This is a genomic window from Tolypothrix sp. PCC 7601, assembly GCF_025677855.1.
Classification (GTDB): domain Bacteria; phylum Cyanobacteriota; class Cyanobacteriia; order Cyanobacteriales; family Nostocaceae; genus Aulosira; species Aulosira diplosiphon.
On record NZ_CP064880.1, the window covers coordinates 20,162 to 45,756 of the forward strand.

Consider the following 25,595-nt stretch of genomic DNA (forward strand, 5'->3'; position numbering starts at 1 on the left):
AATGATGCCGATTTGTAACATCACAACAACGTCAAATATTAAATTCAGCACAGATATAGTTCGTAATTATCTGCAAGATATTGTTCGTGTACCATTGTTGACTCATGAGGAAGAAATTGTATATAGCAAACAGGTACAGCAGATGATTACGTTACAAAATAAAAAGGAAACTTTGCAGAAACAACTCAATCACGAACCATCTCAAAAAGAATTAGCTCAATATGTACAACTTAGTGAAATGGAAGTGAAGGAAATTTTTCAGAAAGGTACACAATCAAAGCAAAAAATGATGGTAGCAAATCTCCGTTTAGTGGTTTCTATCGCCAAAAAATATCAAGGACGAAATGTGGAGTTTATGGATTTAATTCAGGAAGGTTCATTAGGTTTAGAGCGTGGTGTAGAGAAATTTGACCCCACTCGTGGCTATAAGTTTTCTACCTATGCTTATTGGTGGATTAGCCAGGGAATGACACGAGCAATATCTCAGCAATCACGAACTATTAGACTGCCAATTCATCTTACCGAAAAGTTGAATAAATTTAAAAAAGTGCAAAGAGAATTATCTCAAAAATTAAAGCGTAGTCCTAGTGTACCTGAAATTGCAGAAAAGATGAAATTAAACCCTGCTCAAATCCGCGAACTGCTGATGATATCTCGTCAACCTGTCTCATTAGATAAACAAGTGGGCGATAACGAAGACACAGAATTGCAAGAACTTTTAACAGAAGTTCCAGAAGCCTCGCCTGAAATCCAAGTAACTCAAAATTTAATGCGTCAAGATATCTATCTCTCGCTGAGAGAATTAACTCCACAGCAGCAACAAGTCCTAATTTTGCATTATGGCTTGGAAGATAATTGTGAACTCACTTTGACGCAGGTAGCTCAACATCTCAACATTAGTGAGAGGAGAGTTCGTTATATAGAAAAACAAGCACTGAGTTATCTCCGTCGTTGCCACACAAATCTACAACACTATATTTTCAGTTAAATGTATGACAAAACATCAGTACGAACATCTTGCTTCTTCAACTGTTTGTCAATATCGTTATAAGTTGAAACGAGGTTAGAGAGAGTTTTGAGACTATAAAGAGATACGTTATAGGAAAACGTCATAGCTCTATCAAAGGTCACTTATTTGTTTTTTTTAATAAATCCGTGTAACTAGCAAAAATTTCACCCAAATTTCATCTCGCTTTGTCAAGCTATTAAAAGGTAACATCTTTCACTGAAGATGATTCTAATAATTGATGGATATAGTGAGGTAATTATAAGAACGCAATGAATAGAAAATTGACACCTACTACTATTTTTGTCTTGACTATGGCAGTTTTAGTTCCAGCTACTTATGCAAATCCTACACCACAATCTAGTAACTTTCCTCACGTTATTAGCTTAGGGGAATCTCCTCAAGGTATTCGCCACTGGAGAATTCTCAGACATACTTTAAAAATAGCAGTTCCCGAAAACAGCAAGACTATTTCTCAGCTAATTATCGAAGCTCCAGCTAATATTGTCCTCAGAGAAAGTATTGATATGTACGAGCAATCTGGTAAAGAAATTGCGGCAAAAGTTTCTATTCAAGGCAAAAAAGCTACGCTAGAGTTTGCCGAATCAGTCGCTCCTGGAACTACTATCATTGTAAAGATGAATAATGTTAAAAAAACAGCAGTCACTACTGGTAATAAGTTCTACAATATATCTACTATTTTCGCTGGTATGAATGTAGAGTTACCCATTGGAATTGTTCAATTGCGTGTAATTTAATGAACAAATTTCTAGAGTAAATTTACTGCTTATGAAAGTTCTGTTAGTTGAAGATGAGCCGGATCTAGGTGCGTCAATTCAGCGAAAGTTGAGTAAAGAAAGATATATTGTTGACTGGGTTTTGGATGGAAATGAAGCCTGGATTTATCTAGAACATAATTGGACTCAATATACACTGGCAATTTTTGATTGGTTGTTACCGGGAATGTCAGGTTTGGAATTGTGTAAACGTTTAAGGAATCGGGGTAATGCTTTACCAGTGCTGATGCTAACCGCTAAAGATAGCATGGCAGATAAGGTAGCTGGTCTAGATGCAGGAGCAGATGATTATCTAATCAAGCCGTTTGGCATGGCAGAACTACTGGCGCGGTTGCGTGCTTTGCAAAGGCGATCTGCTTTAGGAGGCGCATCGCTTACGTCTCAGTTCCAGCCTTTACAATTGCAAGTTGGTGGACTTATCCTGGACTGCGGTAATTGTACAGTTTCTCGACAGTACCCGAATGGTGAAAATAAGGTAATTTATTTAACAAAAAAAGAATTTCAATTATTAGAATATTTGATGAAACGTCCTAATACAGTTATTACCCGCGACCAAATTTTAAATCATCTGTACGCCTTTAGTGCAGAACGCGTTAGTAATGTAGTAGCAGCTCAAATCCGACTTTTGCGACGCAAATTATCGGAATATGGTTGTGATGGGCTAATCGAAACTGTCCCTAGTATGGGCTATCGTTTCAATCCTGGCAATGCAGATTCGACTATTTCGTAAGACTCGCTGGCAATTGGCTACCTGGTATGCGGTAGTTATGGCTCTGATTCTATCCTTATGCGGTTTTGTGGTTTACAAAGTAATCATTGATGCTTATGTGGCTTCTATCAACCGGGAACTGGAATCGGTAGCAGGTACACTACATGATGTAATTGAACCGAATTTGAAACAACCTGGTATTACAGAGCTAGTTTTCCAGCAGGTTTTACCAAATATTTGTTTAGCTGAGTCCAGTTGTCCTACCCAAAATATCCTGAGTCACAGTCAAAGCACCCATAATGAACACGGCATTTTTAGTACTGTATATAAAGATAAGCAATATTACATCCGTTTTGTCGATGGTTCAGGACGGTTAATTGCAGTGGCAGGTTTCCAACCTGATGAATTGCCACCGACTGTGCAAACCCAAGTGTGGCAAACAGTCAAAGACTTGCAAGGCAATCGTTACAGTCAAAAGTCTCTACTGCTGCACACTCAGGATAATCAAGATTGGGGCTATATTCAGGTAGGGCGCAATCTCAATGACCTTGATAATCGTCTCGCTGCTTTGAAATTAATTTTGGCCGTGGGATTGCCAATTACGGTATTGTTAGTTGGTGGTTCTAGTTGGTGGCTGGCAGGGTTAGCAATGCGACCAATTGACAGGTCGTATAAACAAATGCAACAGTTTACGTCTGATGCTTCTCATGAGTTGCGTACTCCTCTTGCAGCGATTAATGCAACGGTAGAAACTTTATTTGATATGGAGTATCTGTCTGAGGAGGCGCGAGATGTTTTGGCATCTATTCAACGTCAGAATCATCGACTAGCTGAACTAGTTCAGGATATGCTGTTACTGTCTCGGTTGGAACAGCAAACGCTGGCGACACAACAAGTACATTGCTGTCTGAATATTTTGATTAATGACCTAATAGAAGAATTTTCAGCGTTAGCAGCTGCGGCTTCTTTGCAACTAACATCTTTGGTGTTATGCCAAGAGCTTTTATACGTGATGGGAGATGAAGATCAACTGTTGCGTGTGCTTTCTAATCTAATTGCTAATGCTATTCAATATACCCCTGCTGGCGGTTATGTAACTGTTATCCTCAAACGCAGCAACGGTAATGCTGTAATTGAAGTTCAAGATACAGGTATTGGTATTGCATCGCACGAGCAAAAGCGGATTTTTGACCGTTTTTATCGAGTGAATAGCGATCGCTCGCGTCGTACTGGTGGATCTGGATTGGGATTAGCGATCGCGCAAGCAATTGTTCTGGCTCATGGAGGTAGTATACAGTTGCAAAGCCAAGTTGGTAAGGGTAGCACTTTCATCCTTCACTTACCCTTGACAGGAGAACGAAAGCAACTTGTCTGTTCATCAACAGATGAGAATTGAATACGCTGCTCAACGACTAAACAAGAGTGGAATATCCCGGCGATCGCTAGTGCTGTATTCTTAGGACTAGGCATTTTAGGAATATTGATACGGCGTAGTGTTAAGCCTTGATGCTTTTAATTTGCCCCAGCTTGTGGTTTTCGTCGGTGCTGTATTAGCAATCCCATCGCCATACCAATGCCGACAATAGCAGTAAAGTAGAATAAACCAATCAACCGGATGTACATTGGCGGTGCAATTCCTTCAACTTCAACTTCTTGTGCGACTTTCACCAGTGGAAATTGACGCTTAGATCCAGGGCTAGGAGTTGCTTCGACCTCAACTTTGTGAGGTGCGCCATCAAAAAATTGCTCTTGCCACGTTAACTTACCTTCTTGGTCAGTAACTCCCTTGTAGGCAAAGACTGTTAAATTATCTTCTAAGGCGATCGCCTTCACCTGCAACACTACATCCTTGATGGGTTGTCTTGTGGCAGCATCTTTAACATTTACTATCAAATTAGCAAGTTTTCCTACCGTTGCGCTTTTATTTCCCTCAACACGGACTTCCAACCCTTGAGATTTTTGGACTGATGGTGCGATTTCTTCTTTACCGCTTGAGTGTCCACTACCGTGAGCCTCTGCAACTTCTGCACTAATGTTAATAAACAATAAAGTTACTATAGCCACCACTGTCAATGCACTTAACAAAAGACGCACAGATTGCGGCGCAATTTCTCCTTGTCGTAGTTCTTCTTGTCCGCCGATAACCCAACCACCTAATAATCCAACTGATAGTAAGATAGCTGCAAAAACAGCAAAATATTTGTATTTAACTGGATTTTCTTGGATATTCAAATTCAAGGTTTGTTCATAGGGGGTAAAAGCATTTGCTACTAAGGGTGACACATTTACCCGCAGTTGGTAGTTCCCACGGATAGGTAACATCTGCTGAATTTCTAACTTACCATCAGGTGCAGCCGCATCCATTTGTAGTAATTTTGTTCCCTCGACAATGGGGAAATCTGTAGTCAACCAAGGATTAGGTGGTGGTGTCAGAATTTGTAAGCTAATTTTGGTATTTTCTAAGGGTTTACCTATAGCATCAAGAGCTTGTAGCGTTAGTGTAACGGGAGATTGTGGTTTATCTGTTCCTGCTTCAAAGGGATGAATCTGTTCTAAAGGTGGGTTAGTAGAGAGTTGTACTCTGGGTATAGGAGTTTGGGAAACTCCTACAAAGGAATAAAGAATTGACAACGCAACACAAACAGCACTGATCGCCCCAAACAGTCGATATTTTTTCATAAAACCTTACGTAAACTATGTATCTTCGGTTAATATTTGATAGTTGTCAGCAAAAGTTACCTTATCAGCTTCTATTCACTACAGAGTGAAGAATTCCAGTAAAAATATTGACAATAAATTAGAGATGGTATGAAATCAAAGCAAAATAATGCAGAGATGAAAGACAAAGTATCTTTACTTTACAAAACTTGAAATTACTTCTATCTCAAAAAATGGCGCAGATTTCGCGCCATCCTCGTGGCGTTATTGTATCGAGTGTTTTAGCAAAATCTCATATATCCGAAAAATCTTGAGATTATGATAATTTAATGACACGCAACACCTAAAGTGTGGTGACGCGCTGAATGTGCCGTGTTATGAGCCGCAGGATAGGTAGAGAACAAAACAGTCCAGATAACCAAAGAAGATAGCAGCATATAAAGTGTTACTTGTACCGGTTTAGACAAAGTAAGACCTGCGGTCTTCCGCAACACTGAAGTAGAAGAAAAATTAGTCATTTTTGACCTCTGAAAACTAATTTGGGTGATTCATTAATCAAAAGCATTTTGCTGCTCGATTGCAAGTAAAGATATACCATAAACTTTCTGTTTGACAAGAGTGTATAAAATGTATTGATTAGTTTGCTTCTGTAAAATTTCTAAAAGTGATTTTGAAAGCCGACGAAACATCTATCAAATAAAGATTATAACTTGGACATGACTGAATATTCTTAATTGCTTTTCTCTTATCTATTTAGGGCTACTAAGAAGCGAAAACAAGGTGCAATGACGAACCGCCCACGGTAGGCGATCGCTCAATTTGTTCAATTGTATAGGGTTGCTTGTTGCCAAACTAACAGCAATCTTCTTAATCCAGTAATACCACTCTAATATTTGATTATCATGATAATTATCATGACAGCCTCCAGATAAAGAATCTCATACGCTCTATCATTCATTTATCTATGTTCTCGTGCAGAATATTTAGTTTAGTCATACTTTCGTCATAACTTTGTAATAACTTCTTCAAAAGAATGTGCAATGCTATTTGTCTATAGCTTATTTTTTATTCAATTAAGTTTGAATATATTTGATTTTATTCTTAATATATTTTTTTAACCTAGTATCTTTAATACAAACCTATTGGAAATATAGAAAGATAGCAGTTATTATGAGCATTCAAATATACTTTTTGAGTAAATCAATGAACAAAAAATTTCTACTTACTTTGCTTTCCAGTTCTACAATTTTTACTTCCCTAATGTCTACGCTGACAGTAGTTCACCCTGCCTACGCCGCAGCTACGATGACTCAACGATTAGTTCATACAAATGATGGTCGTACCTGCATAACTCATCCTCACGGTAACACCTCTTTTGTATGTATTCGGGATTCAGAAAGAAAGCTAGGCGCACCCCCTGTACCTGCATCGGCAGTTATCTCAGCGCAGCCATCTGATAGCAAGGTTGCTGTACTAAACTTCACAGATGAAGAAAGTGATGCTGCGATTCGTTTATTTAGTTGCGACTGTCCGTACTGTCTAAATTCTTTGCGTCTGTTACGTGGTAGTGGAAACTTAGTGTACTGAGTTATAAAAGTGTTTATTGCTGCGTTGACTCAGCATAAGTAAGCTGTTCAAATTTTAGTTACATATCAAACTGTGTTCATGTCACTGAAAGAATAACGTGAGCAAGTTGCTCATCTTATGCTTTCAGGATAACAGCAATGTAACTTTAAGCACAATATGAGATGGACATAAGGTATAATTTGTCTCTACTCCCTCACTCCTCACGAATTCCCTCACACAGAAAACTCAAGTTGTCCGTGAACGACGATTGCCTACTTTATACAAGTTTTTGAGATGGTGTTACAAGCTTGGTCTATCTCCTGTCGAGGGTTTAAGCTGGCTAGACATTCAGCCGTTTACCTCTACTTTAGACCCGAAAATCCAAGCATAAATTGCCAAGAACCCATAAGTTGTCCGAGTTCAATCCAAGGCATAAGTTGTCCGATTTTGACAACTTATGGCTGAAGTCACAACAATATCCCTACTTGCCTAAAGGTTGATGTTTATTCTACATTTTCTGAGATTATGAAAAGAATATGAGAAGATTTCATAGCAAAGTAAATGACTCCCCCAGAAAACAGACCTAGCTTACCAGAGGTTCACCGCAGTATTAGAGTCCCCAACAGCAACAACTTTTGGCGCAAGATGCTGGCTTATGCAGGGCCAGGGTATTTGGTTTCAGTCGGATACATGGACCCTGGCAACTGGGCAACAGACATTGCTGGAGGGTCAAAGTTCGGGTACACGTTGTTAACAGTAATCCTGCTGTCCAACCTGATGGCGATATTACTCCAATCTCTATGTGTGCGTTTGGGAGTTGCTACAGGGCGAGATTTAGCGCAGGCTTGTCGAGACTATTTCAGCCCAAAGGTAAGCTTTTGTTTGTGGGTACTGTGTGAGATTGCAATCGCTGCTTGTGACTTAGCGGAACTACTGGGAAGTGCGATCGCCCTACAACTTTTATTCGGTATTCCCTTGATATGGGGTGTGTGTATCACTGCGCTGGATGTCCTGGTATTGCTATTCCTGCAACATAAAGGCTTTCGTTATACAGAAGCCTTAGTAATAATGCTGGTAGCAACCGTAGGTATCTGTTTTACAGCGGAAATTCTGTTTTCTCGACCTGATATGGGGGGGATTTTGTTGGGATATCTGCCCAAGAAGGAAATTTTACAGAATCCAGAAATGCTCTACATCGCTATTGGTATTTTAGGGGCAACAGTGATGCCTCACAACTTATATTTACACTCCTCTATTGTGCAAACCCGTGATTGGCAACCTACTACTGAAAAAAGATGGGAAGCAATTAAGTTTGGCACAATTGATTCAACTTTTGCTTTGTCATTAGCACTATTCATTAACTCAGCAATTTTAATTGTGTCTGCCGCAACATTTCATTTTTCAGGCAATCAGAATGTCGCAGAAATTCAAGATGCTTATAAATTGCTTTCACCACTATTAGGAGTCAGTGCTGCTAGTGCGATTTTTGGCATTGCATTACTTGCTTCTGGGCAAAGTTCAACCCTGACTGCGACTTTAGCAGGACAAATTGTTATGGAAGGCTTTTTGCAATTTCGCCTTCCGTCGTGGTTACGCCGTTTAATAACCCGTCTGCTTGCCATCATTCCAGCGTTAATTACAATCATTCTGTTTGGTGAAAATAGTACAAGCAGCCTCATAGTTCTCAGTCAAGTCATCCTCAGTTTACAGTTACCGTTTGCAGTGATTCCATTGGTGATATTTACTAGTAATCGCCGCTTGATGGGTGAGTTTGTCAATCCCTTGTGGTTAAAATCTTTAGCTTGGTTAGTTGCTATTGTCATCGTTGGCTTAAATGCTTGGTTGCTATTACAAAGTCTTTGGGGATGGCTATTACAAGTTCCCAGTTAAAATAAAGGAACAGATCCGTGGCAATCCAATGTCATGCTGCAAGAATGAAGGGGTAAAGCCATGAAATATATCAAGCGAACAATAGCCATCCTGGGAATAACAAGTCTACTGGGTGTAATGCCTGCTGCTGTTTCTGCGAGAGAAGCACAAATACCTTTGAAGGCGACGAACTTCCAAGAGTACTATAACCAAGGAGTGCAAAAGCTTGAGCAAGGCAACTTCAATGGTGCGATCGCAGATTTTAACTCTGTAGTACAGATGAATCCACGGTTTTATGAAGGTTTTTGCCTTCGTGGTTTAGCTAAATCTCAATTGAGAGATTTCAGTGCAGCCATTTCTGACTTTAACCTAGCGCTGCGGTTAAATCCCAAGCATACAGATGCTTATAATGGTCGGGGAATTTCTTATGTAGAACTAGGAGATTTTCAGAAAGCCATTGCCGACTTTAATCAGACAGTGAAAATTGATCCAAACTCACAAGATGGTTATTACAATCTAGGACTAGCCCATTTTAGACAGGGAAATCATCAGCAAGCGATCGCAGATTTTAATCAAGCACTACAAATCAATCCCAATCTAGCTGATGCCTATGGCAACCGAGGACTGGCACAATATGCTTTAGGAGACAGTAAGAGTGCTGTTACAGACCTTCAGCAAGCTGCAAAATTGTTTCTTAAACAAGGCGATACCCAAGCTTATCAACAAACACAAGCCCTGATTCAGCAAGTTCAGCGTTAGTAATTTGTTTAGGGTAATGATATAAATGTTAATAAACCCGGTTTCCTTACGAATCGGGTTCGTAATTAATTAGTCTGTGGGGATTTCACGTCCTCACGCGAATGCCGCTAGATGTATTTCCTGCCTTTGCTCCCCCGCAAGTGGAAGTTCAAGTCGAAGCTTCTGGTTTAGCACCAGAAGAAATCGAGTCTTTGGTCACTCGTCCGATTGAGAGCGCGGTTAACGGAACGCCTGGATTGGTATCGCTGCGGTCTTCATCTGCCATTGGGATTTCTGCTATTAAAGCTGTTTTTAGTTGGGACACTGACATTTACCGTGCGCGTCAACTGGTGACAGAGCGATTACAAGGGGCAAAACTACCGCAAGGCGTAGGACAACCAGAAATTCTGCCTGTCAACTCACCCTTGGGATGGGCTGTCAAATACGCTTTTGATGCTGAAAGCACTGACATGATGGAAATGTGGCGCATTGTCAATTGGGATGTGAGAAATCGCTTGCTGGCTGTTCCTGGCGTGAGTAACGTATTTCTCTACGGTGGCGATGAGCGGCAATATCAAGTTTTGTTTGACATTGTTAGTTTTGCCCGCTTTGTATTCCCAATTCGGGAAGTTTTTGGTTCCAAAAACTACTGCACCAGTACAAAATCTTGAAGTTACTCAAGGTTCAGTTGTATAAAAGTTTAAGTTTTTATTTGTTTTCTATCTTGCATCGGTTAATGAAGATTATCAAATATCAAAGAGGGTAGCTGGAAAAAGGATTTTCAAAAATAGGTGCAAGAACTAGGTCTACCCAAGTTTGTTTCAATTTTTAACTAATCCAGATGAGGAGTAAATCAATGCAATCACTCAAATTAGGCTTTGTTATTTTAGCAAGTATAGGACTATTATTTTTAGGAGCTTGTGGTAATCAAGCATCTGAATCTAATGGTAATTCATCAGCACCAACCTCTGAAACCACAGCTAAAACAGAACCCACAACTAAATCAGAAACCGTTGCCAAAACTGAGTCATCTGGTCATACTGAAGCTAATCGCGGCGGTCAAGTTGTTGAGTCAGGTGCTTATCATTTAGAGTTTGTACCAGAGAAAGAAGATAACGGAACGCACATGGATTTCTACGTGCAGAAAGGCGATAATCATGAAGCAATACCTAACGCCAAAGTAACAGCTCAAGTTCAGATACCTGATGGCAGTCAGAAAACTTTAAATCTTACATACGATAAAGAAGGTAAACACTATACTGTTTTGCTACCAGAAAAAGCTTCTGGTGAATATCAAGTGAAAATGCTTGTGGATGTTGACGGCAAAAAAGTAAACGGTCGTTTTAGTTTTAAGAACTAAATCACTTACAAGCAATTTTAAAAAAACAATCATTTCCTAGCAGCTTTTACTGTACTCTTTACGGTTTTTGGTTGAATTCACACCTCTCGGAAATTTATTGAGTTGGGATTACTAAACTCTATGATGCTTTAGTCTTGCTTGTACTAGGGGTAGAGATAGTTGGCTACTGCTGCTCTAATGAATGAATAATTCTACTGCTTTTGGTAATTTACCTGATTATGAAATACTGGGCAATCGCCAGGAATAGTAAATATTGTCGTGGTTGATTTCATCTTTTCAACCTAATGTTGTAGTTATTTTCAGATTTAAATTATTGAATTTTTCGTTACTCCATCAAAGTTTTACTTCCGGACTGGCTACCTAACACAACATCAACAAATTATTTTTTGAACCAGTCAAAATTTCACCCTAATTTCATCCTGACCTGTCAAACTTATTATATAAAGGTCTATCTAGTAAAAAATTGTAACTTATTTTACATAATGGTTTTTTCACAATTCAAGATGAAGAAAATATGGATTTACACAGGTACAGTATTTGCTCTTGGCACTATAGCTTTCATTTGCATGACCAAGGCAAATGCTAAGGAGACTAATGTTGATAATAATTTGCAATATCCTACTAATAGCTGGCGTTTTGTAAAACATACTTTTCGGTTAAATATCCCCAAAAATAACAACGCTCTTTCTCAACTTATTATTGAAACTCCATCTACTGTAGCAGTGAGTAATGATATTGATGTCTTGGATGTGAATGAGCAGAAAATTAATACTAATATTTCCGCCAATGGCAGACAAATTATTATAGAGTTCCCTGAAAAGGTTATTTCTAACACTAAGCTCTTAGTTAATTTTAATAAAGTTCAACAACCATTTACAGGCCCGGATTCTGTATACCGCTTTTCAGTGAAAGTTGTTGGCAGTGAGGTAGAGATTCCTATTGGTTTAGCTAAATTCCCTACATTTTAATATTTAGATTTTTATGTTAATCAAAAATTTCATCCAGATTTCATTAAGACCTGCCAAACTTGATCAATAAAGGTAGTAGACCTTTCTGACTTAAAACAGTAAACGAGTTAATGAGAAGGCTTTTAACTTCTCTTAATTCTTGTGTGAATGTAGGAGATAGATAATTCTGTCTTTACATAGTTGTTATGTATTAGTTGATAACGGCTTACTAAACACGAATCTGAATATTTGCTGATGTTACTGATTAAATTAGGAGTAAATATGAAAAAAATGCTAGCTTACATTGCTATATCTACTCTAGCTGCTGCATTTTTAATTTCTGCCAACTATGCAAGTGCCAATGAAGAAAATGATAGTCTTCCTCATGTTGAGGGTAACTATCAATTTCCTCCGACTCGCTGGGCGGTTGTTAGACATACTTTGCGAGTACACGTTCCTAAAAATAGTAAAGATGTTTCGCAGTTAAATATTGAAGTTCCAAGTACTGTAAGGTGGAGCAATGATATTAATGATGTTGTTGTAAACAAAGAGAATGGTCAGAAAATTAACGCTAATGTTTCTTTGAATGGTAAGACTATACTACTAGCTTTTGCTGAACCAGTTGCTCCTAACAGTAAGCTAGAGATTGACATTAAGAATGTCAAACAACCATTTCTTGGTAATGGCCCTGTTTATTATTTATCTGCTAATTTCATTGGTAGTGATGCAAAAATACCTATAGGTGTAGCTAGATTTCGTATTAGTCCTTAAAATCTTCGCTATCCAAATAAAACTCCTGATAGTTAACTCAAAAATCAGTTAACTATCAGGAGAATTTTAAGTAGCTTTTAAATTTAGATATTTAATAGTTAAATCAGAAATAATTTTGAGTAATTACGTTTAGTAACTACATTTTAAATTTCTCTTGACATAACAATATTTCATCTTGATTTCATCAATAGCTTTCATAATTATAAATATATAGAAATCCCATTTGATTGTTGAAAAGTCAACCTGACTGAAAGCCTGTCAAATAAGGTTTGGCTTCTCAGTATACATAGCAAGACTTTGGATTCCTATAGAGATAGTTCATTGATTAACTAAATAAGGAGAATATCGATGAAAAAGCCGATTTACGCAGCTGCTTTTACCTTAGTTTTTGCATCTTCAGTTTCTACTGCTTGGGCTAAAAATCCAAATGATGCTAATATTTCTCATCTAGGTAACAGTGCTGCTGTTCCTAATGTTGCCCGTATCCCAGATGCTACTCATAAATTTGATGTTCATGTCCAAGGTAAAGCACTTTCAGAATTGGCGATTGATTTACCAGAAGGAATAAGTATTGATAAAGGAATTGAAGTCCAAAACAAATTAGGTCAAAAAATTCCTACAACGGTTTCTATTAACAACAAAAAAGCTACTGTAGCTTTTTCCGAACCAGTAGCTCCTGGTACAACTATATCAATTCGTATGAAAGGAGTTAATACTCCAGATTATGAGGGAACTTGGCATTATCCCGTATCTGTCAAAAAGATTGATATGAAAGAAGAAATTCCACTTGGTTTAGCTCGGATTCAGACTTACGGTGGCTAAGGTGAGTAACTGCTGTTAATTTTAGGTGTGGCTTGCTGTCAACCAAATTAATCGGTAGCTGTAGGGTGGGATAGTGGATTTTGCCTACCCTATATCATCTTGCCAGAGTTAGTTATGAAAAAGTCAATTTATGCGGTTGCTGCATTTTTTCTAACAGTAACTTCTTCATTTCCTTGCTGTCAGAAGAAAAAATTAAATTTATTACAAATTATTAATATTGCATTGTTTAGACTTGACTCTCCTGGTAGGTGGAGGATTGAAAATACTAGTAAGGTAATTATTGGTCAACATTATGGCAAAATAAATGTCAAATTCAGATATTTATAGCTAATTGCCCTCTTTGTGAGGATACAGTTTGCACAGCGTAAGAACTAGCTGGCTCAAATTGTGAAGTATTAGTTGATGACTTGTGTTCAGTTTAGGAGCAGCAGACTTATCTAGCGAAAGTTGAACAGTATGGAGTTCAGTCAATGCAAGCAATCGCCATCAACGGGGTATTGGTGTTGACTGGTAAAGCAACTCATGACCAATTGCTAGCAGTCGATGTGGAACAATCCCTTCATTAAGTAGGCATGCATGTTACACAAATGCCAAAAAGCGCGATCGCCCACGGTAGATTCGGAGACCATCGCATCTATTACGACACTAACGAAGATATGATCTACTGAAAGCAGTCCTTTACTATCGCCTTGATTTGTAAAGAAAGGTGTACATAAAAAATATTTCATCCTCTTTTCATCTCTAGGTGAAAAGCTTAAAGTATAGGGTTTTATGGAAGATAGAAATATCTAACTAAGTGGTTGGAAAGAAAATTAGCTTAATTATTTCAAGAAAGTAAAGCTTTAAAAAACCTTGATTACCGCTTTCTATTTGCACAATTTCATTGAGTTAATCGAAGATTTTTTATCTCACAAGTTCCTCACAATCTCTCGATAATTTCATAAATATAAGTTGTGTTTAACTCCTAAAATGAGGTGGGGTTATGAAGACAAAAACATTGTTTTATGGCTTGGTTGGTATCTTAACCAGTAGTACGCTCACTGGATTAGTAATTTTAAATAACGCACAAGCTCAGGTTTCCAACTCAGAACACAATACTCATCACCTATCTACAGAAACTACTCCTCCTCCCCAAAGAGGGATGATGACTCAGATGGATCAACATTTCATTGAGATGATGGTTCCTCATCACACTCAAGCAATAGAAATAGCTGATATCGCATTAAGTCGCGCTCAACACCCAGAAATTAAAAAGCTAGCTCAAGCTATTAAACAAGAACAAAACCGCGAAATTCAGCAAATGAAATCTTGGTACAAGGCATGGTACGGGAAAGAAGTACCTGTAACAGCCATGACTCGTCAAGAAATGATGGCAATGCATCAGCGTATGTGCCAACAGATGAACCCAGGCATGATGAAAATGCCGATGAACTGCAACATGATGGGTATGAATGTAGATTTGGCAGCATTGAAAAATACACCAGATTTCGATAAAGAATTTATCCGTCAGATGATTTCTCATCATCGCATGGCTGTCATGATGTCGCAGATGGCTATTAAAAAAGCTACCAAACCAGAAATTCGTAACTTAGCTCAGTCCATCATTAAAACTCAAACGGCTGAAATTAACCAGATGCAGCAATGGTATCAGGCTTGGTATAAATCCAACCCCGAAGCAAGTTGAATTCCGGAGAGATTTTGACCTGACACGATTGACATCTGCTCTCAAGGAGGTCAAGTCGCTTCGCTCCAATTCAAAATTAAAGACAATTAGTGGTGGGTACAAGCCACCACTAATTGAAGACCACCAAATCACAAACGTCAACAAGATAGTGAAAAGACTGCTGTAGACCCAATATGTAGCATCACTGTCAAAAATGCTACAGCCTTGAAGTCCGAGCGAGACGGACAAACTTACTATTTTTGCAGCCAGACTTGCCTGCATACTTTTGAATCACAACTAGCAGGATGAAGGAGTTCATTCAAAAATGACCAGAACTCACGAGCATCACGGACATAGACACGCAAGCATTGTACCCCAAGGTGGGATGGCAAAAGATCCTATTTGTGGCATGACAGTACCTAAAGCCACATCCTTGAAGACAGAACGAAGTGGACGCACTTACTATTTTTGTAGCCAAACTTGCTTAAACACATTTTTAGATCCTGAGAAGGAACTCAAATCTATGCGGACTCGCGTCACCATTGCGATGACGGGGGTACTGCTTTTAGCAATTCTGCGAGCGGCTGCATTTTTGGGACTGGCAGCAGGTGTAAGTATCTTAAGCTGGGTGCCGATTTCTGCTCTACCCTGGTTCACCTGGGGAGTCTGGCTTTTTATCCTGGCTACCCCTGTACAGTTCATTGGTGGCTGGTCATTTTACGTGGGAGCGTGGAATGCCATCAAAAGCCGCAATGTAAACATGGATTTCCTGATTGCTCTAGGAACCAGCGTTGCCTATTTCTATAGTGTGGCAGTGATTTTCTTTCCTAATGCTCTACCTGTCGGAGTCGAGGAGCGAGATGTTTATTTTGAAGTTTCTGCCGTCGTCATTGCCTTTGTTTTACTAGGCAAGTATATGGAAGAAATTATCAAAAAGAACTCATCGGCAGCAGTACGTAAACTCCTAGATTTAAAACCTGCCACCGCTAGAGTCATCCGAGACGGCATGGAGATGGATATTCCGGCAGAGCAAGTAATGGTAGGCGAAACCATTATTGTCCGTCCGGGAGAAAAAGTACCAACAGATGGAATTGTGCTGGATGGATCTTCATCTGTAGATGAGTCAATGCTGACAGGGGAGTCACTACCTGTAGAGAAGCAAGCTGGAGCGACTGTGATTGGTGGTACATTGAACAGAACAGGAGCATTCAACTTCCAAGCAACTCGTGTCGGCTCTGAAACTGCTCTGGCTCAAATCATCAAAGTTGTGGAGGAAGCTCAGGCAAGTACGGCGCAAGTCCAACGGTTGGCAGATAAAGTCACGGGCTATTTTGTCCCTGCGGTGGTGGGAATTGCGGTACTGGCATTTCTCGGTTGGTTACTTGTCGGGAACTTTCCCCAAGCTTTACTTGCATTCATTGCTGTGTTAATTATTTCTTGTCCCTGTGCTTTGGGTATTGCTACTCCCGCCGCGTTGATGGTTGGTGTGGGTAAGGGAGCAGAAGCCGGGATTTTAATTCGGGGTGGGGAAATTTTAGAAAGGGCAGAAAAGCTCTCGACTGTCATTTTTGACAAAACTGGCACCTTGACTCGTGGTGAGCCTAGTGTAACGGATATTGTAGCTTTGGCAGAACGCCCAAACGATGAAATTCTCCGGTTGGCGGCGGCTGTAGAAGCGGGTTCAGAACATCCTTTGGGTGAAGCAATTGTGCGAGCAGCCAGACATCAGATGCTAGATATTCCCAAAGTGAATAATTTTGAAGCTATTCCCGGACATGGGATTCGGGGAGAAATTAATCGAGATAGGATTTTGCTTGGTAATCGCCGCTTGTTCCGCGAGCAAGGCTATCAAATTAATCCTGCAACAGAAGAGATACTGACTCGTTTGGAATCTGACGGTAAAACAGCCATGCTGGTTGGTTGTAATGGTCTGCTAATGGGGATTGTGGCAGTAGCCGACACCATCAAACCTGAAGCCAAGGAAGCGATCGCTGCTTTGCGGCGGGAAAAAGTTAAAGTCGTGATGCTCACCGGAGACAACCAGCGTACTGCGGAAGCGATCGCCCGTCAACTAGGAATCGATAAGGTAATTGCTGAGGTATTACCCGGTGATAAAGCCCAAGTTGTCAAAGATATTCAACGACGCGGCGAAGTTGTGGCAATGGTGGGAGACGGTGTTAATGATGCGCCAGCCCTCGCAACTGCTGACATTGGGATTGCTATTGGTTCTGGTGCAGATGTTGCCAAGGAAACAGGCGGCATCATTCTGGTGAAAAACGATGTGCGGGATGTTGTTACCTCGATTCGCCTATCTCGGGCCACGATGCTCAAAATTAAACAAAATCTATTCTGGGCGTTTATTTACAACACCATTGGTATTCCTATTGCTGCCTTCGGTTTCCTCAACCCAATTATTGCCGCAGCTGCGATGGCTTTGAGTTCCTTGTCAGTGATTGTTAATTCATCCTTATTGAAAGGATTTAAGTTATCTAGCACATAGTTCTATAAAAGGAGGTTTTTATGATTCATCAACACAAACATTATTCCTTCTAGCTTAATAACCTGTCTGTAAACCAGGCACTATTTATTATCTTCACTGTTAGTGCTTTTTTACTGGTAGCTGTTTCTCGCTCACCTCTAGTTTCTACCTTTCTTTACACCCTACCACTGGTCTTTATTTTGATGTCCCTTCCTATCTCACTTACGTTTTTTAGAAGAAAGCCAGTAACAAATAATTCACCCTTAATGTTGCCGCCAGCTAAAAAGCTGATTTCGCTGTAGAGATAGACAATTAGAGAATTTCAATTACTACAAATTAAGAAAACATGGCTCACCAACACAATCATCAATCCAGCACAAGAATATCAGTTGTCAAAATCGTATTGTTTGTCTTTCTCGCCATTATTGCCTTCTTTCTCATAGCAGAACATTGGGCCCATATACTTGGCCTTCCACCACTATTCTTACTTCTGGGACTTTGTATAATTATGCACTTATTTATGCACGGTGGACATGGCGGACATGGGGGAGGCGGTGGAAGCAATAACCAATCTCAATAAAGGCAATTAGCACAAAATAACTAATACTTCACCACAAGAAAGGAAAATGAATTATGAAAGATATCCCTGCTTATGGTCTTTGGTCTTTAGTAATTATCAATTCACTGATATTTATCATTTTTGCCTTCAGCTTCACAAAGCCAAAAAGTCCTCGTGATTGGCGTTCATTTGGTGCTTTCTCAGCTTTTATTGTCGCGTTATTTACGGAAATGTATGGGTTTCCATTGACCCTTTACTTACTATCAGGTTGGCTACAAACTCGCTTTCCCAAACTGGATATTTTCTCCCATGATGCCGGACATCTCTGGTGGACATTGCTGGGTTGGAAAGGCGATCCCCACTTAAACCCAATTCACCTTTTAAGTAACGTGTTTATTTTTGGTGGACTCATCTATCTTGGCTCTGCCTGGGAAGTCCTTTACAAAGCCCAGCGCAGTCACACGCTGGCGACTTCTGGGCCTTATGCAACAATTCGTCATCCCCAATATGTAGCTTTTATCCTCATCATGTTCGGATTCCTGCTTCAGTGGCCCACAATCTTGACGCTGTTGATGTTCCCGGTTCTGGTGTGGATGTATACACGACTAGCACGCCAAGAAGAACGTGAGGTGCGAGCAGAATTTGGTGCAGAGTACGATCGCTATGCCAGCAATACACCAGCCTTTTTCCCTCGTCTGGGAGACACCACTAAGAGAAGTAATACCTAAAAGGGAGAACTAAGTAAGTGAAAAGACAGGAAAGAATCAAAATCCTGTTTAATCGTCAAAACGCCTTTGCGTTGGGAATTTTGCTCCTATGTTTAGCCGTCTGTTATTGGCTACTGAATCCCCAGTTAAATATATTAACACCAGAAGGATTTAGACAAACTGTAAAAAATTTAGGGTTACTTGGCCCATTTGTCTATATTGGTATCTTGGCTTTATCTGTAGTTATTAGTCCTATTCCTAGTGCGCCACTCGCAGTTATAGCTGGCACTATTTGGGGGACATTCATAGCAGGAGTTTACAGCATAATAGGAGGTTTTCTAGGTGGTTTAATTGCTTATTTTTTGGGGCGTACTTTGGGGCGATCGGCAATTAAAGCTTTAACAGGTAAAATCATTTATTTCTCAAAAAATAAAGGAGAGGCTTATCTTAGCTGGTTAATTTTTATTACTCGGATGCTGCCAATCTTTTCTTTTGATTTGATTAGCTATGCTGCGGGAATCGCTGGTCTTTCTCTCCCTAAATATGCCCTTGCTACATTTTTAGGCATGATTCCTTCAACATTTTTACTGACATATATGGGAGGAGCATTAAGCGTAGGAACACCTTTAGGAATGGCTATTTCTGTTATTTTCCTCATTGTAATTATAGTGTTGCCTTGGTTGATTCGACGCTATAACTGGCTAGGAATGAGAGATATCGTGCGTATGGAATAAATATATATTTTTTTGATTTCTTAAAAACTTAAATTTTTTCGATTGCAATTGTTTAAGCAATTCAAAATGTGGCATTGCTGAGTAAAAGGATGAATTTATCGGGCCACGCCCCGCTAACGCTAACACGCAGAGTCGCAGAGAGTAGGAGTTTTAAAGAGGATACTTTTGACATTCATACCTCAATTCAGCAACGCCAACATATTTAAGTACGTCAATTAGGTTTATTTACTAAAAGCTAAGGAATTGTTTTATGTTTCAGAAAATTTTAGTGGCAATAGACTGTTCTAAAGTTAGCAAGCGTGTTTTTGAAAAAGCACTTGCTCTGGCAAAACTCACAAAGGCTAACCTTATGATATTTAACGTTTTATGTCCTGAAGAAGAGGGATATCTAGATACTGCTGACATTTTAAATTACTATGATTCAGATAAAGACAGTGAAGCTGTACAACACAGCCAAAAAATGTTGGATAAATTCTCCCAGCCAAAGTTAGAGATGCTGCGTTTATACGCAACAGAAGCAACAGCAGCAGGTATATACGCAGAATACAAACAAGACTTTGGCAACCCTGGTGAAACTATTTGTGAATTTGCTCGGAATTGGCAAGCAGATTTAATTATAATTGGCAGGCGACATTGGCTTTCAGGTATAGAAGAATTTGTTTTAGGTCGTGTTAGCAACTATGTACTGCATCATGCTTTTTGTTCAGTGTTAATAGTGCCATAGTTGCTAGTCAAAATTAATCCAATTATTTACTTTGCAGCGCGAAAAAAAGCACTATTATTTCACTAATCACACCTGCAAGCATTCCATAAGCTGCTGAATTAGCTCCGCTATGTCTGGTAAAAATTAGGGTTCCGCATACTACTAAAGTCAAGATTGCAGCAACCAGTGTTGCCAAGTTAATGAACCAGTTCTTGCCTTTGTGAATCAGTAGCCCTTGAAAAGTATTTTGTAGAGCCAAGAGCAGGGGTAAACATGAGAGTATTTGTATAATTGGACGAGATGCGTTTACAAGAGAGGGATTATTACCCAAAAACTGACGCAGTAAAAATAATCCTTGATCTGTAAATCCCAGAAAAAAAGGTATCAAAGTAAAACTTAACCCGACAATAATTACAAAAGCAACAAGTGTTCGCCTGGAAGTTTCTTCATAAGTAGAAATTACCACTTGTTGAATCATACGTGTACCGTTAGCGATCGAAAGAAGTAGCCCCCAGGCCGCAGGCCAAACAGCAAGTGCAATGCTACCATCGAATGCGCGTGCAATCAAACTCAAGAGTATTGCTCTTGCACCCCAAACCAAAAGCATGGTTGAGGCTAAAGGAAAATAGTAAAAGGTAACTTCACCAAAGGTTTGAGGCAGTTTCTTAGTTTCAGAATATCCTTGTTGATTAAGAATAGAAATAGCACCAAGACGTAGACAAAACCATGTAACCAGCACCCCCTCAATGAGTATTGCTCCCATCATGGTGATACCTGCTAAAAATGCGCCATCTAACCTCAAACTTACTCCCACTGCTAGCGTCACAATTACCCAAATCAATCGCGCTACACTTGCCCAACCTACAGCTATGCTTTTTTGGGCGCGAATTAGCAACCCTTGAAAGAATCGCCGCCAAGCAATTACAAAAGGCCACAGGAACATTAACAGAAAAGCAGTTCTCCCTCGTGCAGCAATTGATGAGCTAACGCCGAATAAATCAAGCAGTAACCAGTTATATAAAGGTTTCCAGGTGAGTAACAGAAAGATACCACTCAGAGCTAGTCCTGTAATTATCGTAAACTGCCAAAGTGCGCGTCGAGATTTGGCTTGGCCTCCCAATGCAGTTGAGGCATGAAGAATCATGATAATGGGGCTTTCCAGAAATACGGCAACTCCTTTGACTACCCCGACTCCGGCTAATGTCTCTTGCGGAAAGGATAGGCGGCTAAGTGCAGATGTTTGAAGCGGATCTCCGAGAGTCATTGCCACATCAGATAGGGAAAGTGGAATAAACTGCTTCAGTAGTGCTAGTAGCGATCGCCCTGAAGTTGTGTTATTACCTTCCTGTCCCTGCTGAGGTGAAATGTTCATGATTTTTTTCAACATTAATCTATGATGAGCCACTAAAAATACAGAGGAGTCAGTGAGGCGATCGCATCATCAAGATGTTCCCCCTGTTTCAAAGTAAATCCATGATGATCAAGCCAATCAGAATCGTAGACTGTCTCAAGGTATCTATCACCTCGGTCTGGATTAATCATCAGAATCCGCGCACCAGCACCAAGAGAGTGTGCCAAATGCAGTCCACCAGCGACAATTGCCCCTGTTGATGCACCAAGAAGCAATCCTTCACGACTTGCAAGTGCATGACACACCGAGTAAGCCAAATCTTCTGGTACTACGTAAGCGCGATCGAGCATTGAAAGATCCAGATTTGGTGGAAAAAAAGATAACCCAATACCCGTCATCTTGTATGGTTTGGCTGGCGTTCCCATAATCACTGAACCCACCACATCAACGCCAACAATACGTATTTTGGGAAATCGCGGTAGGAGATAACGAGCTATTCCCATTATTTGTCCCGCCGTGCTAACACCAACCACGACACCATCAAGTTCACCAGCAAAGTGGGCTTCAATTTCCCGCGCAGTGTAGTATGAATGTGCCTCAGTATTCCAAGGATTCAAGTGCTGACATGGATACCAAGCATTAGGGATAGTTGCCGTAAGCTCATGCGCTCGTTTCATTCTCGCCTTTTGCATAGAGCCTGATTCGTCTGCTTCATGTAGCGGTACATCCACAAGTTCTGCACCGTATGCTTTCAGCATTCGTCTAAACGGTGGCGCAGTTTTGGCATCGACAACAATAATCACTCGATACCCTCGGACTGCTCCTACCATTGCTAAACCAACGCCGAAATTTCCTGAGCTTGACTCGATAATCGTACCACCAGGTACAAGTAGTCCTTCTTCCTCCGCACGCTTGACGAGGTAAACTGCATTTTTCTCCTTAATTGATCCTCCAGGATTGCAGCTCTCAAGCTTTAATAAACACTCTGATTCAATACATACACGGGATATGTTTCCAAGCTGTACGATCGGGACATTTCCTAGTGCCTGGGTAACATTGGCAGATACAAAAAGATTGTATCTATTACGATTGTTGTATTGCGAACTAGAAAAGTTCTCGGACGATAAAGTTTTGGGAAAAGAATTCATATTGAATATTGAAACAAATGAGGAAATTACTGTGGCTGCAACTTTATAAACTTGCTTACTTGCTAAAGCTCTCTTATGTCGTATTTACAGCCTAAATTTAGTGATATTTGTAATAAACTTGATGTCATGTACAAATGTCTTAGAATATCTGATTACATCAGCCGCCCCAATTATTGGTAGGTTTGCTTTTGTGCTATGGCAATTGGTGTGTCAGCTTTACGAGGCATCACTCCTAGTTAATAATCAATATCTAACAGGTTTATTTTTTCAAGCCAATTCTCAGAAATGCCTGTATTCATTCATGAATAGACTCGATATTTCTATCCTGAAAGATAAATATGAAATTAAGATGAAATTTCGGATATTGTCTTAAAAAGTTCCAAAAAATCAGTAGTTATGATTTTCTCATTGTCATGAAATTGACTTCCATGATTTGCTTTGTATACACTATTGCTTGCATGACGACGAAGCTTAAGTTAATGGAGAGTTTGTTTGTATAGCGTCAAACTCCAGTATGATAAAAATAATGCTAACGAACTTTATTGATGTGACAGCTAATTAATACCAATAATTTATAAATTTTCTACAAGTAGTTGAAATTTCATCTTGGTTTCATATTTACCTGTCAAAATAAATAGTGACTCAATAGACTCTTGCAAATACTTAGTTTTTGTAACTCCTCAAACTAAGATCGCACCTATTTTGGCAAGTCGATCTACTGAGTCTTTTTTCACTGTTAACATTTTGCTATTTCAGGAAATTTTGTAAAATTTTATACTTAAATATTATATAAAATGTACAGATGAAAAAGTTTTTAAAAAGATATCAACTTACTGTTGACAGGTGAACTCTATGAGAGTGTTACTAGTCGAAGATGAACCAGATTTGGGTGCTGCTATTAAGCGAACTCTTACCCAGCAGAAGTACTTAGTTGATTGGGTACTCGATGGTAATGATGCCTGGGCATATCTAGAAAATCAGTGGGCACAATACACACTAGCTATTTTCGATTGGATGCTGCCAGGAATATCAGGTTTAGAGTTGTGTAAAAAGCTACGTTCTCGTCAAAGTCCTCTACCTGTTTTAATGCTGACAGCTAAAGACAGAATGGAAGATAAAGTGACTGGGCTGGATGCGGGTGCAGATGACTACTTGGTAAAGCCATTCGGCATGGCGGAATTACTGGCTAGATTGCGGGCATTACAAAGGCGATCGCCCCAATTTCAGCCTCAAGAATTAACTGTTGGCAACTTGACTCTTGATTACGGTAACAATATGGTTGTTAGTCAAAATAATACAGGCAAGAAACAGGAGATTTCCTTAACTAATAAAGAATTCCAGTTACTAGAGTATTTTATGAAACACCCAAACCAAATTGTGACTACTGAACAAATTCGTAATCAGCTTTGGGAAGTGAGTGCAGAACCCATAAGTAATGTAGTAGCTGCTCAAATGCGTTTGCTGCGTCGCAAACTGACCAATAGTGGGTGCGGGAATATGATTGAAACTTTGCATGGTACAGGATATCGTCTCAATCTCACCGATGAATCAAAATAAACTGTTTAAGCAGACCCGCCTGCGTTTAGCCTTGTGGTATGCGCTCGTTATGGCTTTGATTTTAAGCCTGTGCGGATTTGGTATCTACAGAGCGATTTCCCATGCCCATTGGATGACATTAGATCGAGAACTGGAGTCTGTTGCCGGAACACTACACGACAGTATTGAATTAAAATTACAGCAACCTGGTGAATTAGAACCAGTTATACAACAGCTTTTACCCAATATTTGTGTAGTTGATAAAAGCTGCATTCAAGAGCAGTTAAGTTCCAAACGCCATATTTTAAGCGCAATCAATCAAGGTAATTATTATGTGCGTTTTTTCGATAATTCCGGACGCTTGATTGCGATCGCCGGAACTTATCCAGAAGGATTACCCGTAGCCTTTAACAAGGAACTTTGGCAAACTCTGAAAGACAGCAAAGGACATTTCTACCACCAAATTTCTTTTGTTCTACACACCCAAGACAATCGTGATTGGGGTTACATTCAAGTAGGGCGAAGTCTGGCAGACTTCAACAGTTATCTTGTTGCTGTGAAGCTCATTTTAGCATTGGGATTACCAATGGTAATGGCTCTGGTTGGCGTTGCTAGTTGGTGGTTAGCAGGACTAGCAATGCAACCAATTTATCGCTCATATAGACAAATTCAACAATTTACAGCAGATGCCGCACACGAGTTACGGACACCTCTAGCAGCAACCCAAGCGACAGTAGAATCAGCCCTTTTGATGCCCCAAATAGATGAAATAGAAGCACGGGACATTCTGCAAACTCTACAGCGTCAGAATCAGCGACTCACAACTCTGGTTACAGATTTGTTGCTGCTGACTCGTCTGGATCGTCAACCAATGCCAATGCAACGAGACATTTGCTGCTTGGATGATATTGTTAACGATTTAATAGAGGAATTTGCAGCCTTGGCGATCGCATCTGATGTAACATTAACATCTTCTGTACGGGTGTCTACTCCTTTGGAAGTCATTGGTAATATCGATCAACTTTATCGCTTGTTTTCTAACTTCATTATCAATGCAATTCAATACACACCCAAAGGAGGAAAGATAACCGTTTGCCTAGATCGCAGTGACCATTATGCTGTGATTCAGGTTCAAGATACGGGTATTGGTATTCCGCAGCATGATTTGACTAAAATTTTTGACCGCTTCTATCGAGTCAATAGCGATCGCTCTCGTAGCACTGGCGGTTCTGGATTGGGATTAGCGATCGCGCAAGCAATTGTTTTGGCACATCACGGCAGCATAGATGTGCAAAGTGAATTTGGTAAAGGTAGCACTTTTACTATTAAGTTACCTTTCGATGTTCGCCCACTTGATAGCGTTCGCTCTATTTACCCATTTAAAATGCTATATCGTCGCTCACATTAATAACAGTAAAATTGGTACTGTTGGAAAAACTTTTAAAGACAATTACCATCCAAACTGTTTACAA

24 protein-coding genes and 1 pseudogene are annotated in these 25,595 nt (G+C 39.8%); 21 read left to right on the forward strand and 4 right to left on the reverse strand.

Annotation, left to right across the window (positions count from 1 at the left end):
• Positions 1–4 precede the first annotated feature (4 nt).
• From HG267_RS36630 to rppB (HG267_RS36645), 4 genes are all read left to right on the forward strand, one after another.
• Positions 5–988: an RpoD/SigA family RNA polymerase sigma factor gene (locus tag HG267_RS36630; protein WP_045873729.1), complete on the forward strand. Its 984-nt coding sequence runs from the start codon at positions 5–7 to the stop codon at positions 986–988.
• A 290-nt stretch (positions 989–1,278) separates the two neighbouring features.
• Positions 1,279–1,764 (forward strand): DUF2808 domain-containing protein, encoded by a 486-nt coding sequence (locus HG267_RS36635; protein WP_045873728.1) that lies wholly within the window; start codon positions 1,279–1,281, stop codon positions 1,762–1,764.
• Positions 1,765–1,795: 31 nt separating this feature from the next.
• On the forward strand, positions 1,796–2,533 hold the full coding sequence (gene rppA / locus HG267_RS36640) for a two-component system response regulator RppA (RefSeq protein WP_045873727.1): 738 nt from the start codon (positions 1,796–1,798) through the stop codon (positions 2,531–2,533).
• Complete coding sequence (rppB, locus tag HG267_RS36645) at positions 2,511–3,908, forward strand: two-component system sensor histidine kinase RppB (RefSeq protein WP_045873726.1); 1,398 nt, start codon at positions 2,511–2,513, stop codon at positions 3,906–3,908. Before rppA (HG267_RS36640) ends, rppB (HG267_RS36645) begins: the two co-directional genes overlap by 23 nt.
• 116 nt (positions 3,909–4,024) lie before the next feature.
• Here rppB (HG267_RS36645) and HG267_RS36650 read toward each other — a convergent pair whose 3' ends face one another.
• Both HG267_RS36650 and HG267_RS36655 read right to left on the reverse strand, forming a co-directional pair.
• On the reverse strand, positions 4,025–5,191 hold the full coding sequence (locus tag HG267_RS36650; RefSeq protein WP_045873725.1) for a hypothetical protein: 1,167 nt from the start codon (positions 5,189–5,191) through the stop codon (positions 4,025–4,027).
• 305 nt (positions 5,192–5,496) lie between these two features.
• Positions 5,497–5,688, reverse strand: coding sequence for a CbtB domain-containing protein (locus HG267_RS36655; RefSeq protein ID WP_071846710.1), 192 nt, complete (start codon positions 5,686–5,688; stop codon positions 5,497–5,499).
• A 685-nt stretch (positions 5,689–6,373) separates the two neighbouring features.
• Here HG267_RS36655 and HG267_RS36660 point away from each other — a divergent pair.
• The 15 genes and pseudogenes from HG267_RS36660 (at position 6,374) to HG267_RS36735 (ending at position 20,109) form a co-directional block, all read left to right on the forward strand.
• On the forward strand, positions 6,374–6,757 hold the full coding sequence (locus HG267_RS36660) for a hypothetical protein (protein ID WP_045873840.1): 384 nt from the start codon (positions 6,374–6,376) through the stop codon (positions 6,755–6,757).
• Positions 6,758–7,297: 540 nt separating this feature from the next.
• The gene (locus HG267_RS36665) at positions 7,298–8,626 is read left to right on the forward strand and encodes an Nramp family divalent metal transporter (protein ID WP_045873724.1); all 1,329 of its coding nucleotides are present in this window, start codon (positions 7,298–7,300) and stop codon (positions 8,624–8,626) included.
• A 60-nt stretch (positions 8,627–8,686) separates the two neighbouring features.
• Positions 8,687–9,364: a tetratricopeptide repeat protein gene (locus HG267_RS36670; RefSeq protein WP_045873723.1), complete on the forward strand. Its 678-nt coding sequence runs from the start codon at positions 8,687–8,689 to the stop codon at positions 9,362–9,364.
• Between the two features lie 65 nt (positions 9,365–9,429).
• Positions 9,430–9,933: pseudogene (locus HG267_RS36675) on the forward strand (efflux RND transporter permease subunit); the annotation flags it as partial.
• 266 nt (positions 9,934–10,199) lie between these two features.
• Positions 10,200–10,703, forward strand: coding sequence for a hypothetical protein (locus HG267_RS36680; RefSeq protein WP_045873721.1), 504 nt, complete (start codon positions 10,200–10,202; stop codon positions 10,701–10,703).
• A 503-nt stretch (positions 10,704–11,206) separates the two neighbouring features.
• Positions 11,207–11,671 carry a DUF2808 domain-containing protein gene (locus HG267_RS36685; RefSeq protein WP_045873720.1) on the forward strand — a complete coding sequence of 155 codons (465 nt, stop codon included), beginning with the start codon at positions 11,207–11,209 and terminating at the stop codon, positions 11,669–11,671.
• 234 nt (positions 11,672–11,905) lie between these two features.
• On the forward strand, positions 11,906–12,421 hold the full coding sequence (locus HG267_RS36690; RefSeq protein ID WP_228045088.1) for a DUF2808 domain-containing protein: 516 nt from the start codon (positions 11,906–11,908) through the stop codon (positions 12,419–12,421).
• A gap of 348 nt (positions 12,422–12,769) precedes the next feature.
• The gene (locus HG267_RS36695) at positions 12,770–13,243 is read left to right on the forward strand and encodes a DUF2808 domain-containing protein (protein WP_045873719.1); all 474 of its coding nucleotides are present in this window, start codon (positions 12,770–12,772) and stop codon (positions 13,241–13,243) included.
• A 982-nt stretch (positions 13,244–14,225) separates the two neighbouring features.
• Positions 14,226–14,927 carry a DUF305 domain-containing protein gene (locus HG267_RS36705; RefSeq protein ID WP_045873717.1) on the forward strand — a complete coding sequence of 234 codons (702 nt, stop codon included), beginning with the start codon at positions 14,226–14,228 and terminating at the stop codon, positions 14,925–14,927.
• 204 nt (positions 14,928–15,131) lie between these two features.
• Positions 15,132–15,215 carry a YHS domain-containing protein gene (locus HG267_RS36710; RefSeq protein ID WP_231936512.1) on the forward strand — a complete coding sequence of 28 codons (84 nt, stop codon included), beginning with the start codon at positions 15,132–15,134 and terminating at the stop codon, positions 15,213–15,215.
• A 16-nt stretch (positions 15,216–15,231) separates the two neighbouring features.
• A complete protein-coding gene (locus tag HG267_RS36715; RefSeq protein WP_062243211.1) occupies positions 15,232–17,406 on the forward strand; it encodes a heavy metal translocating P-type ATPase in 2,175 nt (724 codons plus the stop codon).
• 325 nt (positions 17,407–17,731) lie between these two features.
• The gene (locus HG267_RS36720; RefSeq protein ID WP_045873715.1) at positions 17,732–17,965 is read left to right on the forward strand and encodes a DUF2933 domain-containing protein; all 234 of its coding nucleotides are present in this window, start codon (positions 17,732–17,734) and stop codon (positions 17,963–17,965) included.
• Between the two features lie 53 nt (positions 17,966–18,018).
• Positions 18,019–18,672 carry a methyltransferase family protein gene (locus tag HG267_RS36725; RefSeq protein ID WP_045873714.1) on the forward strand — a complete coding sequence of 218 codons (654 nt, stop codon included), beginning with the start codon at positions 18,019–18,021 and terminating at the stop codon, positions 18,670–18,672.
• A 17-nt stretch (positions 18,673–18,689) separates the two neighbouring features.
• A complete protein-coding gene (locus HG267_RS36730) occupies positions 18,690–19,385 on the forward strand; it encodes a TVP38/TMEM64 family protein (protein WP_045873713.1) in 696 nt (231 codons plus the stop codon).
• Between the two features lie 250 nt (positions 19,386–19,635).
• Positions 19,636–20,109, forward strand: a complete 474-nt coding sequence (locus HG267_RS36735; RefSeq protein ID WP_045873712.1) for a universal stress protein — start codon at positions 19,636–19,638, stop codon at positions 20,107–20,109.
• A 22-nt stretch (positions 20,110–20,131) separates the two neighbouring features.
• Here the strand turns inward: HG267_RS36735 and HG267_RS36740 are convergent, their stop codons facing one another.
• Positions 20,132–21,460 carry a hypothetical protein gene (locus tag HG267_RS36740; RefSeq protein ID WP_045873711.1) on the reverse strand — a complete coding sequence of 443 codons (1,329 nt, stop codon included), beginning with the start codon at positions 21,458–21,460 and terminating at the stop codon, positions 20,132–20,134.
• Positions 21,461–21,492: 32 nt separating this feature from the next.
• Positions 21,493–22,587: a cysteine synthase family protein gene (locus HG267_RS36745; protein ID WP_045873710.1), complete on the reverse strand. Its 1,095-nt coding sequence runs from the start codon at positions 22,585–22,587 to the stop codon at positions 21,493–21,495.
• A gap of 852 nt (positions 22,588–23,439) precedes the next feature.
• On the opposite strand from HG267_RS36745, the gene rppA (HG267_RS36750) reads away from it, so the two are divergent.
• Together rppA (HG267_RS36750) and rppB (HG267_RS36755) are read left to right on the forward strand one after the other, a co-directional pair.
• Positions 23,440–24,144, forward strand: a complete 705-nt coding sequence (rppA, locus tag HG267_RS36750) for a two-component system response regulator RppA (RefSeq protein ID WP_045873709.1) — start codon at positions 23,440–23,442, stop codon at positions 24,142–24,144.
• The gene (rppB, locus tag HG267_RS36755; RefSeq protein ID WP_045873708.1) at positions 24,131–25,531 is read left to right on the forward strand and encodes a two-component system sensor histidine kinase RppB; all 1,401 of its coding nucleotides are present in this window, start codon (positions 24,131–24,133) and stop codon (positions 25,529–25,531) included. Before rppA (HG267_RS36750) ends, rppB (HG267_RS36755) begins: the two co-directional genes overlap by 14 nt.
• Positions 25,532–25,595: the final 64 nt, after the last annotated feature.

What these genes read in the sequence shown, in the direction of transcription:
- HG267_RS36630 (WP_045873729.1), top strand. Translation starts at nt 5, where the DNA reads ATGCCGATTTGTAACATCACAACAACGTCAAATATTAAATTCAGCACA.
- HG267_RS36635 (WP_045873728.1), top strand. Translation starts at nt 1,279, where the DNA reads ATGAATAGAAAATTGACACCTACTACTATTTTTGTCTTGACTATGGCA.
- rppA (WP_045873727.1), top strand. Translation starts at nt 1,796, where the DNA reads ATGAAAGTTCTGTTAGTTGAAGATGAGCCGGATCTAGGTGCGTCAATT.
- rppB (WP_045873726.1), top strand. Translation starts at nt 2,511, where the DNA reads ATGCAGATTCGACTATTTCGTAAGACTCGCTGGCAATTGGCTACCTGG.
- HG267_RS36650 (WP_045873725.1), bottom strand. Translation starts at nt 5,191, where the DNA reads ATGAAAAAATATCGACTGTTTGGGGCGATCAGTGCTGTTTGTGTTGCG.
- HG267_RS36655 (WP_071846710.1), bottom strand. Translation starts at nt 5,688, where the DNA reads ATGACTAATTTTTCTTCTACTTCAGTGTTGCGGAAGACCGCAGGTCTT.
- HG267_RS36660 (WP_045873840.1), top strand. Translation starts at nt 6,374, where the DNA reads ATGAACAAAAAATTTCTACTTACTTTGCTTTCCAGTTCTACAATTTTT.
- HG267_RS36665 (WP_045873724.1), top strand. Translation starts at nt 7,298, where the DNA reads ATGACTCCCCCAGAAAACAGACCTAGCTTACCAGAGGTTCACCGCAGT.
- HG267_RS36670 (WP_045873723.1), top strand. Translation starts at nt 8,687, where the DNA reads ATGAAATATATCAAGCGAACAATAGCCATCCTGGGAATAACAAGTCTA.
- HG267_RS36680 (WP_045873721.1), top strand. Translation starts at nt 10,200, where the DNA reads ATGCAATCACTCAAATTAGGCTTTGTTATTTTAGCAAGTATAGGACTA.
- HG267_RS36685 (WP_045873720.1), top strand. Translation starts at nt 11,207, where the DNA reads ATGAAGAAAATATGGATTTACACAGGTACAGTATTTGCTCTTGGCACT.
- HG267_RS36690 (WP_228045088.1), top strand. Translation starts at nt 11,906, where the DNA reads ATGTTACTGATTAAATTAGGAGTAAATATGAAAAAAATGCTAGCTTAC.
- HG267_RS36695 (WP_045873719.1), top strand. Translation starts at nt 12,770, where the DNA reads ATGAAAAAGCCGATTTACGCAGCTGCTTTTACCTTAGTTTTTGCATCT.
- HG267_RS36705 (WP_045873717.1), top strand. Translation starts at nt 14,226, where the DNA reads ATGAAGACAAAAACATTGTTTTATGGCTTGGTTGGTATCTTAACCAGT.
- HG267_RS36715 (WP_062243211.1), top strand. Translation starts at nt 15,232, where the DNA reads ATGACCAGAACTCACGAGCATCACGGACATAGACACGCAAGCATTGTA.
- HG267_RS36720 (WP_045873715.1), top strand. Translation starts at nt 17,732, where the DNA reads ATGGCTCACCAACACAATCATCAATCCAGCACAAGAATATCAGTTGTC.
- HG267_RS36725 (WP_045873714.1), top strand. Translation starts at nt 18,019, where the DNA reads ATGAAAGATATCCCTGCTTATGGTCTTTGGTCTTTAGTAATTATCAAT.
- HG267_RS36735 (WP_045873712.1), top strand. Translation starts at nt 19,636, where the DNA reads ATGTTTCAGAAAATTTTAGTGGCAATAGACTGTTCTAAAGTTAGCAAG.
- HG267_RS36740 (WP_045873711.1), bottom strand. Translation starts at nt 21,460, where the DNA reads ATGAACATTTCACCTCAGCAGGGACAGGAAGGTAATAACACAACTTCA.
- HG267_RS36745 (WP_045873710.1), bottom strand. Translation starts at nt 22,587, where the DNA reads ATGAATTCTTTTCCCAAAACTTTATCGTCCGAGAACTTTTCTAGTTCG.
- rppA (WP_045873709.1), top strand. Translation starts at nt 23,440, where the DNA reads ATGAGAGTGTTACTAGTCGAAGATGAACCAGATTTGGGTGCTGCTATT.
- rppB (WP_045873708.1), top strand. Translation starts at nt 24,131, where the DNA reads ATGAATCAAAATAAACTGTTTAAGCAGACCCGCCTGCGTTTAGCCTTG.